Annotated in this window: 18 protein-coding genes; 6 read left to right on the top strand and 12 right to left on the bottom strand. The window is 44.3% G+C overall.

What is annotated here, in order from left to right; translation table 11 throughout:
- Positions 1 to 127: 127 nt before the first annotated feature.
- From moaD to FFL34_RS14075, 5 genes are all read right to left on the bottom strand, one after another.
- A complete protein-coding gene (gene moaD, locus FFL34_RS14095; RefSeq protein ID WP_138603985.1) occupies positions 128 to 361 on the bottom strand; it encodes a molybdopterin converting factor subunit 1 in 234 nt (77 codons plus the stop codon).
- Positions 354 to 830, bottom strand: coding sequence for a molybdenum cofactor biosynthesis protein MoaE (locus FFL34_RS14090; RefSeq protein WP_138603984.1), 477 nt, complete (start codon positions 828 to 830; stop codon positions 354 to 356). Before FFL34_RS14090 ends, moaD begins: the two co-directional genes overlap by 8 nt.
- Complete coding sequence (gene mobB / locus FFL34_RS14085) at positions 827 to 1,327, bottom strand: molybdopterin-guanine dinucleotide biosynthesis protein B (protein ID WP_138603983.1); 501 nt, start codon at positions 1,325 to 1,327, stop codon at positions 827 to 829. Before mobB ends, FFL34_RS14090 begins: the two co-directional genes overlap by 4 nt.
- Positions 1,328 to 1,542: 215 nt before the next feature.
- The gene (locus FFL34_RS14080; RefSeq protein WP_138603982.1) at positions 1,543 to 1,854 is read right to left on the bottom strand and encodes a metal-sulfur cluster assembly factor; all 312 of its coding nucleotides are present in this window, start codon (positions 1,852 to 1,854) and stop codon (positions 1,543 to 1,545) included.
- A gap of 145 nt (positions 1,855 to 1,999) precedes the next feature.
- Positions 2,000 to 2,761, bottom strand: a complete 762-nt coding sequence (locus FFL34_RS14075) for an alpha/beta fold hydrolase (RefSeq protein ID WP_138603981.1) — start codon at positions 2,759 to 2,761, stop codon at positions 2,000 to 2,002.
- A 128-nt stretch (positions 2,762 to 2,889) separates the two neighbouring features.
- On the opposite strand from FFL34_RS14075, the gene FFL34_RS14070 reads away from it, so the two are divergent.
- The 4 genes from FFL34_RS14070 (at position 2,890) to FFL34_RS14060 (ending at position 4,668) form a co-directional block, all read left to right on the top strand.
- A complete protein-coding gene (locus FFL34_RS14070) occupies positions 2,890 to 3,723 on the top strand; it encodes a Cof-type HAD-IIB family hydrolase (protein WP_138603980.1) in 834 nt (277 codons plus the stop codon).
- A gap of 140 nt (positions 3,724 to 3,863) precedes the next feature.
- The gene (locus FFL34_RS18325; RefSeq protein ID WP_171046387.1) at positions 3,864 to 4,010 is read left to right on the top strand and encodes a hypothetical protein; all 147 of its coding nucleotides are present in this window, start codon (positions 3,864 to 3,866) and stop codon (positions 4,008 to 4,010) included.
- A 2-nt stretch (positions 4,011 to 4,012) separates the two neighbouring features.
- A complete protein-coding gene (locus tag FFL34_RS14065) occupies positions 4,013 to 4,213 on the top strand; it encodes a DUF3813 family protein (protein ID WP_138603979.1) in 201 nt (66 codons plus the stop codon).
- Positions 4,214 to 4,404: 191 nt separating this feature from the next.
- Positions 4,405 to 4,668 carry a NifU N-terminal domain-containing protein gene (locus FFL34_RS14060; protein WP_138603978.1) on the top strand — a complete coding sequence of 88 codons (264 nt, stop codon included), beginning with the start codon at positions 4,405 to 4,407 and terminating at the stop codon, positions 4,666 to 4,668.
- A gap of 80 nt (positions 4,669 to 4,748) precedes the next feature.
- Here the strand turns inward: FFL34_RS14060 and FFL34_RS14055 are convergent, their stop codons facing one another.
- On the bottom strand, positions 4,749 to 5,144 hold the full coding sequence (locus FFL34_RS14055) for a putative periplasmic lipoprotein (RefSeq protein ID WP_171046386.1): 396 nt from the start codon (positions 5,142 to 5,144) through the stop codon (positions 4,749 to 4,751).
- Positions 5,145 to 5,524: 380 nt separating this feature from the next.
- On the opposite strand from FFL34_RS14055, the gene FFL34_RS14050 reads away from it, so the two are divergent.
- Positions 5,525 to 6,754, top strand: coding sequence for an IS110 family RNA-guided transposase (locus FFL34_RS14050; RefSeq protein WP_138601661.1), 1,230 nt, complete (start codon positions 5,525 to 5,527; stop codon positions 6,752 to 6,754).
- Positions 6,755 to 6,912: 158 nt separating this feature from the next.
- Here FFL34_RS14050 and FFL34_RS14045 read toward each other — a convergent pair whose 3' ends face one another.
- A complete protein-coding gene (locus FFL34_RS14045) occupies positions 6,913 to 7,755 on the bottom strand; it encodes a YitT family protein (protein ID WP_138603976.1) in 843 nt (280 codons plus the stop codon).
- Positions 7,756 to 7,861: 106 nt separating this feature from the next.
- On the opposite strand from FFL34_RS14045, the gene FFL34_RS14040 reads away from it, so the two are divergent.
- Positions 7,862 to 8,722, top strand: a complete 861-nt coding sequence (locus FFL34_RS14040) for a DegV family protein (RefSeq protein ID WP_138603975.1) — start codon at positions 7,862 to 7,864, stop codon at positions 8,720 to 8,722.
- A 242-nt stretch (positions 8,723 to 8,964) separates the two neighbouring features.
- Here FFL34_RS14040 and narI read toward each other — a convergent pair whose 3' ends face one another.
- The 5 genes from narI to FFL34_RS14015 form a co-directional block, all read right to left on the bottom strand.
- Positions 8,965 to 9,660, bottom strand: a complete 696-nt coding sequence (gene narI / locus FFL34_RS14035; RefSeq protein WP_138603974.1) for a respiratory nitrate reductase subunit gamma — start codon at positions 9,658 to 9,660, stop codon at positions 8,965 to 8,967.
- A gap of 99 nt (positions 9,661 to 9,759) precedes the next feature.
- Positions 9,760 to 10,353 (bottom strand): nitrate reductase molybdenum cofactor assembly chaperone, encoded by a 594-nt coding sequence (narJ, locus tag FFL34_RS14030; protein WP_138603973.1) that lies wholly within the window; start codon positions 10,351 to 10,353, stop codon positions 9,760 to 9,762.
- Complete coding sequence (gene narH / locus FFL34_RS14025) at positions 10,354 to 11,850, bottom strand: nitrate reductase subunit beta (RefSeq protein ID WP_138603972.1); 1,497 nt, start codon at positions 11,848 to 11,850, stop codon at positions 10,354 to 10,356. It abuts the gene before it with no gap.
- Positions 11,840 to 15,523, bottom strand: coding sequence for a nitrate reductase subunit alpha (locus FFL34_RS14020; RefSeq protein WP_138603971.1), 3,684 nt, complete (start codon positions 15,521 to 15,523; stop codon positions 11,840 to 11,842). Before FFL34_RS14020 ends, narH begins: the two co-directional genes overlap by 11 nt.
- Positions 15,504 to 15,797: a hypothetical protein gene (locus FFL34_RS14015; protein ID WP_138603970.1), complete on the bottom strand. Its 294-nt coding sequence runs from the start codon at positions 15,795 to 15,797 to the stop codon at positions 15,504 to 15,506. Before FFL34_RS14015 ends, FFL34_RS14020 begins: the two co-directional genes overlap by 20 nt.
- Positions 15,798 to 15,801: the final 4 nt, after the last annotated feature.

Here is a 15,801-nt window from a genome sequence, read left to right as displayed (position 1 = left end):
CACAAAAGAGTGAAGTCCGGGGAAGATGCACTTTTCCCCGGACTTCACTTTACAAAAAGCTATTGAATCATACAAATAACTAAAAACCGCCTGGCTGAATGGATAGCCAAACGGTAAGGGAACAACATCATCCACCGCTCACCGGCGGAATAAACGCGACGACATCTCCACGCTTTAACAGCGTATCATCTTGGGAATACTCTTCGTTAACAGCAACCATAGCATGATCAAGATTATTGAGTTCATACGATGACAACAATTTTGTTTTCAATTCACTCACGGATAATCCATCTGCTTCCACGCTTACCTTTTCACTGCCGGCAGCTTCCCTCAAATCAGCAAAAAACAGAACATTAATCATCACGCATCTCCTCCTCGGAAGGAATTTTCTTATCATACGATTTGTTTTCTTTCTGATCGCCTATCCATTTTGTGCCATCTTCCCAATGTTCTTTTTTCCAAATGGGTACAATTTCTTTTATTCGCTCAATCGCATAACGGCTTGCTTCAAACGCATCAGCACGGTGCGGCGTTGATACAGCAATGACAACCGCAATGTCTGCTATTTCCAAACGCCCAATTCGGTGCACGATTGCGGTGTTGGCATCTCCCCATTTTTGTTCGATTTCCTCACCAATTTGCGCAAGTTTTTTCTCAGCCATCGGTACATAAGCCTGATACTCAAGATAAAGCGTTCGCTTGTCTTTGGTGAACTCGCGGACAGTGCCAATAAATGTATTCACAGCACCAGCTTCATTCCGGGCAACTTTTTTTATACAGTCATTCGGTTCAATCGGTGTTTCAGTAATCCAATAGTTTTTATCCATCATAAATCCCTTCTTATACGTTCAGCTAACGTTGGTACAAGCTCATACAAATTGTTCATGTCAAGCACAGGATAATCTTGATTAAATGTCATTTTTATATCCCATGTTCCTACTGCTATTATAGCCGATAGATTCTGTAAAAGCGAGCGATCTTCCTCACTTTTAAGGAGAACAATTTTCGGGTATGTTGCTGTTTTATAGCCTTCAACTAGCAATAGGTCAAGCTGAAATTGGCGATACGTCTGGATTAACTCATCCAGTTGCAGCGGTGCAGCTAATGTTAGCTGGGTAATATTCTCCCCTTGGACACCACTAATGACAGAGCCGGAACCCAAGTGGTCATGACTATCTGTTCCTTCAGTCATATCCGGTTCGCCACCATGACCATGATGCTTCAACGATCCGACTTTCCAGCCTTTGTCGGAAAAATACCGGATAAGTTCGTTCATAACAGTCGTCTTCCCCGAATTTTTATATCCGGCAATTTGACAAATCTTCATAAGATAACCTCTTCCTTATAACAAAAGCACAGACGATTTTGCAAGTTAAGGATGACAACGCCTGTGCTATTTTTCTCATACGTCAGAAAGTATAAATTTTGGAAACCTTATAAGAAGCTTCGGCACTTGCTATAAGGCGAGACAAATGCCGAGCTTTCTAATAAAAAAGGCCGATCCACTGTGACATGAATCAACCTTCCTTGGTTCTGCTTTCATCAGTCCGGAATGCCAAGTGCGATCTTCGCGTAACGTGACATTTTATCTTTACCCCATGGCGGGTCCCAGACGATATTGACATCGATTTCTTTAATCTCAGGAATATCTGAAAGCGAACGGCGAACGTCTTGCTCGATATGTCCAGCTAATGGACAGCCCATTGCGGTAAGTGTCATTGTAACAGTACACAGACCCTCATCATTCAAATCAACGTTGTAAATCAATCCGAGATTCACAATGTCAATTCCCAATTCGGGGTCAATGACATTTTCCAGGCCGCCGATAATATTTTCTTTCAGCGCCTCATCCATGAAAAACCCTCCTTCATTGTTCCTATATTTATTTAAACATAAAACAGATGCAATTTTAAATGATTTATATCACATATCGGATAATATGTAAGATATTCTTTGGTAGTTTCGGCTCGGGCCGCGCGAGTTGGGCTCGTCCTCTAGTTTATAAGTATTTTTCAAACCATTTTACTGTCTCTAATATAGCTTGGCGGCTTACTTTATGACCCCGGTTTGATTCCTTAATAAACCTTATTTTTTCCTTATCTGTATAATAGGTGCGTGCTTTATCATAAAATGTATACGAATGGTCGAACGGTACGACAGGATCATTGTCCCCATGCCAGAACAAAACGGGGCGTTCCTGCAATTCATCCATTTGTTTAGATAAATCGTAGTGCGACAATTGATCATAAAGCTCTACAATTTCGTCCTCAGTCACAGGGAGATTGCCCGCTGTTTTGAAACCGTCTACTAATGTTTTGGCATACGTTGTCATTTTTGGAGTGCCCATCAGGATGCCAGCCGCTTGAATCCATGGATATTGTGTCAGGGTTGCAGCGGCGGTAATGCCGCCCATGCTTGTCCCGGCTACACCAAATCGCCCATCCAGCAAAAGTCCTTGTTCAGCAAGCGCTTCTTTGATGTTTTTCAGTTCCTTAACGTTTTGCAGTACAATGTTCCAAAAGGATAGTTGCAATTGTTCCTCGGACATTTCCGCTTCTCGTTCACCGTGATACATGCTATCAGGAAGAATGACCCGAAAGCCTTTGTCGGCAAGTAAATAAGCAAGGGGTAAATTGTGTTCTTTGGCACTGGTAAATCCGTGTAAATAAGTAAGTGTCGGCAATGCATCCTGTCGTTTTTTATTGTCAGCAACGACTAAACTGGGAATCGATGCCAATGTTATATGTTCAATCCCAATCATAATAATTTTCCCTTCTTTCGGTTAGCTGCTATCAAATATCATAATATGGAGTTTTTGTAAAATGCAAACGAATCCTTTACATATTAAAACAAGCCATATAAACTATAAAGAATACGAGGTGAAAAAATATGGAAACGAAACGACATTTAATTGCAGTGGACCTTGATGGCACGCTATTGACCAAAGATAAAACCATCAGTGAACGAAACAGGAAAACACTTCAAAAGGCTATGCTAGACGGGCATATTGTGGTCATTGCAACCGGACGGCCGCATCGTGCCAGCATCGATTATTACCACACACTTGGACTGGACACACCAATGGTTAATTTCAACGGGGCACTGATTCACCACCCGACCGATGACAAATGGGATGTACTGCATAATCCAATGCCACGCCTGACAGCACATCAGATTATTGATGCATGCTACGATTTGAACGTACATAATATTGTGGCTGAAGTGATGGACGATGTTTACCTTGATCAATATGACGAAAGTATCATCAACATCTTCCAAATGTCACGTCAGGATTCACCTTTCACAATCGGAAGCCTAAAAAATAAATTAAAGGACGACCCGACATCCCTCTTAATCCATCCAAAAGAAGAAAATATCCAATCAATCCGTTCCCACCTGGATCACTATCATGCGGAACTTATCGAGCATCGCAAATGGGGGACGCCTTGGAATATTATTGAAATTGTTAAAAAGGGGCTTAATAAAGCAGTTGGGCTTGAAAAACTCGCTTATTATTATCATATCCCGAAAGAACAAATTATTGCATTCGGCGATGAGGACAATGACTTGGAAATGCTCGATTTTGCCGGTGTTGGTGTAGCCATGGGCAATGCGATTGATGAATTGAAAACTGTTGCTCGTTATGTGACAGACACAAACGAGCAGGATGGGATAAGCCTGTTCCTCGAGGACTATTTAAAACTCGAGTCAAAAACTAAGTAATTTTTTCCTGACATAGCTAAACGAAATCAGGTCAAACTATAGGTGAGCGCTTCAAAAGGCGTTCACCTTACTTTTTTGCTCGAAGTTTCCATCATGCGCTACCGGTCGTCACAGATCGCAAAGGCTAGGGGGGAGTACCGATGGGAAAACAAAGTAAGTCCAAACGTTTCACACAGCATAGTGCAGACACAGTCAAGAAACATGCGGAACGATTTCCGTATAAAATGCGTTTCTCTGAAGCAGAGCGCGAACGAACGTCAAACAATGAACCAATGGGAGGGTTTTAAACATGCAACAGCAACAAAACATGATGCAGCGTGCACGAGAAGCTGTTAATGCGCTGACAAATAACAAAGCCAATGCTAACCAACAGGAGAAGCAGGCGGCACAGAACGCAATTCAAGCTGCGAAAAGCCAGGCATCTTCTGAAGAACAGCAGCAGCTCCAACAACTCGAACAGCAGTTGCAACAAAAAAACCAATTGCAATAACCTCACAACTTGAACGGACAAAAAATCAAGTGCGTTACTGATTTGACCGCACATCAATGAAGATACTGCGCAAATTATAACGTACGAGCAACCCCTTTATTCGTATTGTCGAATAAAGGGGTTTTTCTTTTCGTTATGACGGTTTTTTTGCTATACTTAATGCAAGTATGGATATTATGGAGGGAATGAACATGGGAGTACGAGCTGAATCTACACCGAATCCGAATGCAGTTAAGTTCACAACGGACAGCCTTATTTTCCAGGGTGAGAGTAGTATTTCGGTTATGCCGGGTGATACAAGTGAACATGCCATTTTAAACGACTTGATGCAAATAAATGGTGTTGATAATGTTTTCGGGTATCAAAACTTTATTACAGTAAACAAAAACTTTGACGTGGAGTGGGACGAACTACAACCACGCGTCATGGAAGTACTTGAAAAATACGGATACTAAGCAAAGGCTTATTCGTGGACATACATAAAGACAGCAGTAACGAAAAACTGCTGTCTTTTTATTTGCAGCTATCCCCGGCATTATTTTTCAGATGAGCTTAAATCAACCGGGATATGATTCTTATTCACCATTTTTCCATTCTCTGTTTTTCCGTAAAGGATGATAATCGGAACTTCTTCAGCATTTTTCACTTTTTTGTTAAGCTCCATATCTATGTTAAATTCCGACCAGCCTTGGCTATTTTTTTGTAGCTTAATTGACGTTTCCTCTGCAAGGGTTGTATCTCCCTGCTCCAACGTAAAATAAATTTTCTGTGCCGTTGTTTGTGCTTCCCCGGTTAGTTGCACCGTATTTTCGTTCACTGTTACATCCATTTCCCGGAATTGTAATTTTTTGGTTTCGTCTTTTGTTTCCTCTGCATTACTGCAAGCTGACAAAAGAATGACAGCAAACAGTATTACCACCCATTTCTTCACGGCTCCTCCCCCTCGTATATTATGTTTAGGCCCTATCATTTGAGCCCATATTTTCTTACTTTTCCTGCTGGATATAGTCAAAAGTCTTGGACGTCCCGTGATGTTCCTAGATAATGGTCTTAGGATCATTTGGGACAATTCTTTTCCCCCTTGTGGCTAGACCACACGTAAAGACTGTTTCCCAGTGTGCGTTCGGACCTTCCTACTCGCAGGCTGTGCACCCTGAATCTCGAACCTGGGTGTTAGTAGCCCCAGGGCGGCTTTCGAATCAGGGTTAGTACTTATACACGAGGTTGCTGATCGGCGTTCACACTAGGGATATCTCAGGGCGTCCAAGAAATAGTACCAATGATTCTAAATCGAAAGGAGGAGAACCCCCCATGAAATTATTTGCTGGATTAGATGTTAGTTCTTTTGATATCAAGATTTGTTTGCTGGATGGTGAAGGAGAAAAGGTTAAATCCTTCACGGTTTCCAATGACCTTCCTGGTGCTAGTGAGCTTCGGGATACTGTTTTGGAATATTTGCGTGATCAGGCTGTTGATACGCTCAAATTCGGGCTTGAATCCACGTCCGTTTATAGTTTTCATCCATCCATGTTTCTTCATCATGATGAGGCACTCAAAGCACTTGGCGCAGAGGTATTTGTCATGAATCCAAAACAGATTGCGAACTTTAAAAAGAGTTATAGCGACATGGACAAAACCGATGAAATTGATGCGTTCGTCATCGCCGATTATCTGCGTTTTGGCCGATTGCCAATGTCTGTTGTCAAAGAGAGCCAATATGTTGCGCTCCAACAGCTTACACGCTCCAGGTATCAGCTAGTTCATCAGGTTACCAAGGAAAAGCAGCACTTCCTTCAACACTTGAGTTTTAAATGCAATACCTTCAAAGAGGAAGTCGATTCTTCCGTTTTTGGGAATGCCATGATGGAACTGTTTTTCGAGAAGTTCAGTCTGGATGAACTTGCGCAAATGCCGGTTGAAGATCTAGCTGATTTTCTACAAGAAAAGGGCAGAAATCGCTTTGGTGACCCGGAATGTGTTGCGAAATCCATTCAGAAAGCCGTTCGTTCTTCTTACCGTCTGGACAAGGTTGTGGAAGACTCTATCGATGTTATTCTTGGTACAACTATCGAAGTCATTCGCACACTCCAAAAACAGATAAAGGAAATTGATAAAGCAATCGAGCGTATCATGGCTGGACTGCCACAAACGCTTGTCACTATCCCAGGCATCGGGCCCGTGTTTACTGCGGGAATCATCGCCGAAATCGGCCAAATTGAGCGATTTGATGATGAAACTAAGATAGCCAAATATGCAGGCCTTTATTGGCGAAAGCACCAATCAGGCCGCTTCACAGCTGACGACACTTCACTTACGCGTAACGGGAATCAGTACCTCAGATATTACCTGGTTGAAGCCGCCAACTCGGTAAGACGGCACGTTCCTGAGTATCAAGCATATTACGCGAAAAAATACAGTGAAGTACCTAAGCATCAACACAAAAGAGCACTCGTCTTAACCGCAAGAAAATTAGTGCGTTTGGTGGATGTGCTACTACGCAATCACCAAATCTACACGCCAAAAAGGAGCGTGAATGCATGAAGCACAAATAGCTTCTAAATCCTTTTACTGATTACCAGTAATTTCCATTTATTTACTGGTCTAGTTTCCTGATGCCTTTTTTCGCAAAATTGAACCTTGACAATCGAATATTTAGTTATTTTCCTCTTGACATATCACCGCAGGTCTTTACGTTATATTTAATCTTTTCTAAAGAAGCCAAATATGCCTGTTGTTTGCACAATATTGGTGAAAGCGTTAGGATCTACTTCTCCAATAATTCGTTCCAAATCATACAGTTCATACCGTGTGACAACAAGATATAACATGTTTTTGTCCTCTCTTGTATAGGCCCCTTTCGCCGGGAGGATGGTAATTCCTCGGACCATTGTATCATGAATGGCATGCTGCAGTTCTTCCGCCTTATGTGTGATGATCATTGCGGTAACTTTTTCATGCCGTGTATGGATTGCGTCAATGACACTTGTGGTCACATATAGTGTTAATAATGTATACAATGCGTTCTCCGCGTTATACAGAATACCAGCCATAGCTGTAATAATTGCATTAAGCATAAGAAAATACGTACCAATTGGCTTGTCTTTCATTCGGGATAGTACCATTGCGACTATATCCATCCCACCGGTTGACGCACCATGCTTCAGTGTGAGTCCGACACCAACACCGGCTAGAACACCACCAAACACCGCATTTAAAATAATATCCCCAGACAGTTCGACAACAGGCATTATCTCCAGGGCAAGTGTGGTAACAATAACTGATATGACACTGTAAATAGTAAATCCTTTTCCAACTTTTAGCCAGCCCAGTATCGCAACTGGAATGTTCAAAATAAATAGGATAACACCGGTAGATAACCCTATCCCGATAAAGTCATTAAAAATACTTGAAATAAGCTGTGCGGCACCTGTGAAGCCACTCGCATATACATTGGCCTTAATCAGGAATAAGTTCAGTGACATCGCATTTAAGATGGCGCCGAATATGACAATGATTATCCGTTTCGCTTCGACTAAAAACATGGTTCCCCTCCTTTCATGTCAAGTTAATTATTATTTTCGTTACTTTTTTTGACTATCCTTTCAAACCGATTTAGACTATACACAACGAATAGAAGAGGTGATAAGAATGAATCCCGTCATCCTCGCTGATTCAGCATGTGATTTATCTGAGGAACATTATAAAGCATTAAACATTAAAATGGTACCATTAATGGTTCAGCTGAACGGACAAGAATATAAAGATGGCCAGGAAATAATGCCGAAGTCTGTCTATAAAGCCATGCGGGAAGGTGAAATCCCAAAAACTTCCCAAGTATCCCCACAGACCTTTAAAACCATTTTTACATCCTATGCGGAAGCAAAGCAACCATTAGTGTATCTAGCCTTTTCATCCGGGTTATCAGGTACCTATCAGACAGCGAAAATGATGGAGCAGGAAGTAAAAGAAACCTGGCCTGAAGCTGAGCTGCATGTGATTGATACGAAATGTGCTTCTATCGGCTACGGGCTTGTCATCCTTCGTGCGGCCCAACTTGCCAAGGGTGGCGCATCTACTGGAGAAATTATTGAAACTGCCAAGTATCACGCAGACCATATGGAACACGTTTTCACTGTTGATGACCTTGACTATTTGTACCGCGGTGGGCGAGTCAGTAAAACGGCGGCATTCGTCGGATCGCTACTTAACGTCAAACCAATTCTCCACGTGGAAGACGGCAAACTGGTACCTCTGGAAAAAATACGCGGCTCCAAAAAACTTTTGAAACGCATGCTAGCAATCATGGAAACGCGAGGCACCGATCTGTCAAACCAGACAATCGGCATTAGCCATGGTGATGACTTAGCAACTGCCGAAAAATTAGCAAGCATGATTAAAGAAAAATTCGGAACAGATGATATCCTAATTGAGATGGTCGGTTCCACAATCGGCGCACACGCTGGACCAGGTACCCTTGCCCTGTTCTTTTTAAATAGCCCGTATAAATGAGAACAAAAAGTCTGCTTTTGGATTTTGACAGTTTGAGCGGATATATGGTGAACTTGAGCCGATTTCTGTGAACTTGAACCGATCGGCAAGACAGCACCCCTTCAAAGGAAATTATCCGCTGGTTCGGTCAAAACGCCTACCATAAATAAAAAATCCGAACTGATTCAAATCAATCGGAAACATTTTGAATCGTCGTTCGGATTTTGCTTTAAATACTTTTGTCCCGACCGTCTTCCAACATACTAAATTCCTCTTCGTTTGTAAGCTGATCGGGACCGGTATTGCTGGAACGCGCGATTTAAGTAATGGACTGGTGCACTGTAAAGATGGACCAATTGCGTGAATGGAATTGATGCAAATAAGGTGAACGCCGCTACGACATGCAACTGAAACACAAACGGCACACCGGTCATCAGCTCATACTGCGGGCGAAATACGAATAAACTCCGAAACCACGGTCCGATTGTGTCCCTGTATTCATAAGCAACAACCGTTGTATTATAAACGAGTGTTACATAGACACCAAGTCCTGCGACGATAATTAGACTAATCACAGAGAAAAAGTCGGCAAACGTAGCATGCACCCGGACCCTGTCAATCGTCATTTTACGAATGAGCAAAATTACTACCCCGACAACAACCATTAGCCCGGCAAGACCACCGCCATAAATTGCCAGGAAATGATACATGTGGTCTGACACACCCATCCAATGATAAAACGCTTTAGGAATCACCATCCCCATCACATGACCTATGAACGCAAACAGTAGCCCGTAATGAAACAGTGGTGACCCGATCTTCAGCCATTTTTTCTCAAAAAACTCCGTTGACGGTGCAACCCACGATAGCTGCCTAAATGCAAAGCGGTAAATACTCCCAAAAATCATAATGGCTAGCGTAATATATGGAAAGATAACCCACCAAAAAATAGCTGCCATCTTCCCACCTCCTTCCTCGATGTTTAGTTAATGACACGTTTCACAGACTTATCGTCATATAAAGTCCATAAACTACATACAGATTCGACATGCATTGTATTATCCGTACATAATCGGGTAAGGCAATTCTTCTAAATCTGCTTCCTCCCGTTCTTGTTCCATTTTTTCCAAATCAGATTGCGATGGTGTTTCGAACACTTCCTGCATCAGCATGGAAAAAACGAGGTGGTAGGGACTTGTTTCAGGCACTTGGTTAAAAATCCGCTGGGTGACAGCACCAAGGCGGTTAAGCAATCGTTCGTGGTTTATCTCATCGCTTGTGACAGCAATCAGTTCATACAGCAACGGGATATAATCTGCCAGCTCGTTCCCGACACGCTCATACCCGGCTTGGCTAACTGTCTTTTGTAGTCTTATAAGCGCTGCACCACGTTTCGGGCTATCACCGAATTCATGCGCGGAAAGGTACAAGCTTAATTTTTCATTCATGTCAAATGTTTCTACGTACAGTTCCTGCAAATCATGGAGCGGCATGCGGCAGATGGACGCTGCCGCATCCCGAGCCGTTCTTTTAACCGCTTCCGGGCCCTCCATTGTTTCCACCATGACCTGTACATCACGTAAGTCCTCGCGTGTCGGGTAACTGAGTAAGCGCGAGGCGGCCATTAACACGATCTGTTGATAGGCTTCCATTCAATTTCCCCTTTCATACGGATAGGTGACCATTCCCTCAGGCGGGGCAAGATCCTCAAGACTGCACGCCCCCTGACGATAATGCAGGTCATCATCCATTTCCCTGCGCCCGGTTGGAATGACAAAGCGTTCATTATATTTGGCCACTCCTAAAAGACGAGCCATCTCCTCGATTGTCTCTACATCTGTTCCTGCCTCTTCCAGCAATTTGCTTTTTCCCAGTTCGTCAATCCCGCCAACATTAATCGATCGCATGTGTACACGCATGGCGGTTAATTTCAATAGGACTTTTCGAATGACAGATGTATCGCCTGCTGAGAGCAGTGAGGCCAAATAACTGATTGGAATCCGCATCTGGTCAACTGCCGGAATATAGCCATCCGTGTTCAGCTCCTGTTCGTTGGTAATATGATTCATAATCGGACTGAGCGGCGGTACATACCATACCATCGGCAGTGTCCGGTACTCCGGATGCAAGGGAAGTGCAATCTTCCATTTCATCGCCATTTTATAAATAGGTGATTCCTGTGCGCCTTTTATCCACTCTTCGTTGATGCCATCTTCTTTCGCTGCTTTAATCACCTCATCATCAAATGGGTCAAGAAAACAGTTTAGCTGTGCTTCATATAAGTCTTGTGGGTCCTCAACCGATGCAGCGGCCTTCACCCTGTCAGCATCATACAAAACGACACCAATATAGCGGATACGCCCGACACATGTTTCCGAACAGATGGTTGGCAGTCCTGCCTCTGTTCTTGGATAGCAGAAATTGCACTTCTCAGCCTTATGCGTGTTCCAGTTATAGTACACTTTGTTATAGGGACAGCCGTTCATACAGAAGCGCCAGCCACGGCATTCTTCCTGGTCAACTAGAACAATTCCGTCCTCATCACGCTTGTATAAAGCGCCTGATGGACAGGACGCGACACAGGAAGGATTCAGACAATGTTCGCAAATGCGTGGTAAGTACATCATGAACGTTTTTTCATATTCCATAGCGATATGATCCTGCAACCCCTTCACGTTCGGATCGCGTGACACCACTTCACTTCCACCGGCCAAATCATCGTCCCAGTTGGAACCCCATTCCGGCTTGTCCATATAATTACCAGTAATCATAGACTTCGGTCTTGCCACCGGGAGATGTTCTGATTTCGGACTATTTATCAAATGTTGATAGTCATATGTCCATGGTTCATAATAATCGTCCATAGATTCCATATTTGGATTGTAAAAAATGTTCATTAGCTTCGTGATCGGTCCGCCCGCGCGCAGCCGGAGTTTTCCATTTTTTAATTCCCAGCCGCCTTTATAATAATCCTGGTTCTCCCATTCCTGCGGGTAGCCGACACCTGGTCTTGTTTCCACGTTATTGAACCACATATATTCGGTACCTGGGCGATTCGTCCATGTTGTTTTACAGGTAACGGAACACGTGTGACAACCAATACATTTGTCCAGGTGCATCACCATGGCAACTTGCGCTTTAATTCTCAAGCCAATTTACCTCCTTCATCGGTTTGATGACCGCAATCGTATCACGTTGGCTTCCGGTCGGCCCGTAATAATTGAACCCATAGCTTAGTTGGGAATACCCACCAATCATATGCGTCGGTTTTGCCGTAATTCGTGTCACACTGTTATGTGTACCGCCGCGCTTTTTGGTGACCGTTGTACCCGGAACACCCATCGTGCGATCCTGTGCGTGGTACATATAAGCGGTGCCTCTTGGCAGACGATATGTCAGAACAACTCTGGCAGCGATGGCCCCATTCCGGTTGTAAACCTCAATCCAGTCATTATCCTTTAAACCGATGGATGCACCATCTTCTTCGTTCATCCAGACAACTTGCCAGCCCCGGAACAGCTGAACCATTGGTGATGTTTCGGTAAACATCGTGTGGATGCCCCATTTTTGGTGTGGAGTTAAATATCGAACGGTTATCGACTTTTCCTCATGTTCGGGTTCTTTCTCGCCTTTCACATACGGTCCTTTATTAACTGGTGGCAAATACGTTGGCAGTCCTTCGCCAAAGTCGAGCATCATTTCATGGTCCAGATAAAAACTTTGCCGTCCAGTTAGTGTTCGCCACGGAATGCTGTATTCCGTATTTACTGTGAACGGCGAATACCGACGTCCGCCTTTTTCGAGCCCGCTCCAAACCGGTGTTGAAATCGTCTGTCTTGGTTGTGCAGTAAGATCAGCCATTGTGTAAAATGTTTCTTCATGTCCTTTAGCAATGTCGGATAAATCTTGGCCGGTTTTTTCCTCCATGGATTCCCAGCCTTCTACCGCTCGTTTGCCGTTGGTTGCCCCGGACATCAATAAAATTGTCTCGGCCGCTTTCATATCTGTGTAGAGATCGGGATTGCCCTTTCCGATTCCTTCCCGTTTTGATACACCGAGACGTTCCTTCAATTCGTCATACACTTTCGCACCGGGCAGCTTCACGCCTTTCATGCCATATCCTTTTTTTAAGGCAGGACCGATTGTCGTCATTTTCTGGTAGACGTTCGGGTAATCCCGTTTAACCACTTTTATATTCGGCATCGTTTTACCTGGAACAGCCTCGGTTTCCCCTTTTCGCCAGTCAAGGATTTTTCCATTTGGTTGGGCGATTTCATCGGTGGTATCATGACCTAACGGCGATGTTAAAATCTCTTCCGTTTCACCTGGCAAATACTCCTCGGCGAGTTCTGAGAAGACTTTACTGATTTCACGGAAAGTTGCCCAATCACTTTTCGATTCCCATGGTGGGGATATCGCTGCATTAAATGGGTGAATAAACGGATGCAGATCCGTGGTGCTTAAATCATACTTTTCGTACCACGTTGCTGCTGGTAGAACGATATCAGAAAACAGCCCGGAACTGGTCATCCGGAAGTCAACACTGACGAACAGGTCGGCTTTCCCTTCTGCACCTTCCTCTTTCATATGGACGGTTTCCGGACGCCAGGATGTTTCTGATGCGGCCATTACCTGGTCATCACCGCCAATTAAATGTTTGACAAAAAATTCATGGCCCTTTCCACTGTCGCCAAGCAGATTGGAACGCCAATTAAAGAACACACGCGGAAAATTTCTTGGATCATCCGGGTTTTCAATCGACCAGTCAATCTTACCGTCCTTGATTCTATGCACAATGTCGTTAATCACTTCCTGGTCCGTTTGTGCGCCATTTTCCCGTGCTTCTTTGGCGAGATCAATGGAATTCTGGGTGAACTGCGGATACGATGGCAGCCAGCCGAGTCGTGCAGCCAGCGCATTAATATCAGCCGGATGCATGTCATTGTATTTCCCGCCCCAGGCTGTATCTTTAAAAACATCTCGTTCTTCATAGCGGTATTGATCTGTTGCGAAATAAAAGAAGGACGTACCATTTTGCTGTCGTGGTGCACTTCCCCAATCTTTAGCAAAGGCAACAGTTTGCCATCCTTCGACAGGACGAACCTTCTCCTGGCCGACATAATGGGCCCAGCCACCACCATTGACACCTTGAGACCCCGTTAAAAGGACAAGGTTCAAAATCGAACGGTAAATTTGATCACTATGGTACCAATGGTTCGTGCCGCCGCCCATGGCGATCATAGATTTTCCTTCTGTACGTTTCGCATTATCGGCGAATTCCCGGGCCACTTGAATCACATGCTGCTTACGAACACCAGTGATGCTCTCCTGCCACGCAGGTGTGTAAGGTTTTGGATCATCGTAATCCGTCGGGTAGTCACCTTGCAATCCACGGCTTATTCCTGTATGTGCCATCATCAAATCATAAACAGTCGTGACGCGTAGCCTATTCCCGTCTTTATCAGTTATATATTTCACAGGCACACCCCGCCGGACGATATCACCATGCTCCTTAGCGAAATACGGAAACTCTACCTGCACCTCTTCATCAGCCATATGCAGAAAGCTCAGCTCGGGATTTATCGTTGTTCCGTCGTCTTTTTCCAGTTCCAGGTTCCACTTGCTCCCACCATCCCAGCGGTGACCTTGCGTCCCATTCGGTACAGTGGGTTCATTTGTATTCAGGTCCCATACAACCGTCTTCCACTCACCAAGCTTTTCCTGATCGTTCAGGTCATCAGCATGCAGGAAGCGTCCTGACCGATACTCATTGTCCTGTTGATCAACCGTTATCAAAAACGGCAGGTCAGTGAATTTTTTCGTGTAATTCATAAAATACGGTGTCGGCTCATCCACGTAAAATTCCTTTAATATGACGTGTGTCATTGCCATGGCAAGTGCAGCATCGGTTCCGGCCCTTGCCGGCAACCACATATCAGCAAACTTTTCATATTCCGCATAGTCTGGACTGACACCAACGACTTTTGTCCCGTTGTAACGCGATTCCACCATGAAGTGGGCATCCGGTGTCCGCGTCTGCGGCAAATTTGTCCCCCAGATGATGAAATATTTCGTGTTGTACCAATCACCGCTTTCCGGCACATCTGTCTGCTCGCCCCATACTTGTGGAGAAGCCGGTGGTAAATCAGCATACCAGTCATAGAAACTTAGAATATTTCCGCCTATGAGCGACAGAAAACGTGACCCACCGGAATAACTAACCATAGACATCGCCGGAATCGGGCTGAACCCGGTGACACGGTCTGGTCCATACGTTTGGATGGTATGGATGATGGAACTGGCAATCATTACACACACATCGCGCCAATCCGCCCTCACAAAGCCGCCTTTACCGCGTGCCTTGACATACTGCTGTCGTTTATCTGGATCTCCGGTAATATTTTTCCAAGCTGTAACAGGGTCATTTCCTGCATCAAGTTCATCCTTCCAAAGCCGGAACAAATCACTGCGAACGTAAGGATATTTCACACGGACCGGGCTGTATGTATACCAGGAAAAACTCGCACCTCTCGGACATCCCCGCGGTTCATATTCCGGGAAGTCAGCCCCTGTCGTTGGATAATCCGTCTGCTGTGTTTCTGATGTAATAATTCCGTCTTTCACGTAGATTTTCCAGCTGCATGAGCCGGTACAGTTCACCCCATGTGTGGAGCGGACGACCCTATCATGTGCCCACCTGTTCCGGTACATTTTCTCCCATTCGCGTTGTCTGGGGCTTTCTTCTGTCCACCCGTCATTAATACGTTTTCCTGGTTTCAAAAACTTTAAATGCTGAAATAGTTTATTTTTGCTTTGTTCCATCTGTATCACCATTTCCTGCTATCGATTCGAGTGGATTGAATCGTTCACCAACAATCCGGAATGTACCCTTTCCTTCTTCTAACTCTTCCAGAAACGTCTTAAAATCAGGTGCATTTGCGCCAACCAAGATTAGTCGTTCAATGGTTTCATAATCATCTAGTTGATAAATTGCCTCAATCACTTGTGGCTCCAGCGTTCCGAACCGCAACTTTAATAGTCCAATCAAATCTTCGCGGTCTTGTTCGATGGCAGCTTCCTGTTCATACTGAAACAAACAA

Origin of the sequence: Lentibacillus cibarius (assembly GCF_005887555.1) — a bacterium.
GTDB classification, from domain to species: domain Bacteria; phylum Bacillota; class Bacilli; order Bacillales; family Amphibacillaceae; genus Lentibacillus; species Lentibacillus cibarius.
This window is presented reverse-complemented; position numbering and strand designations above follow the sequence as displayed.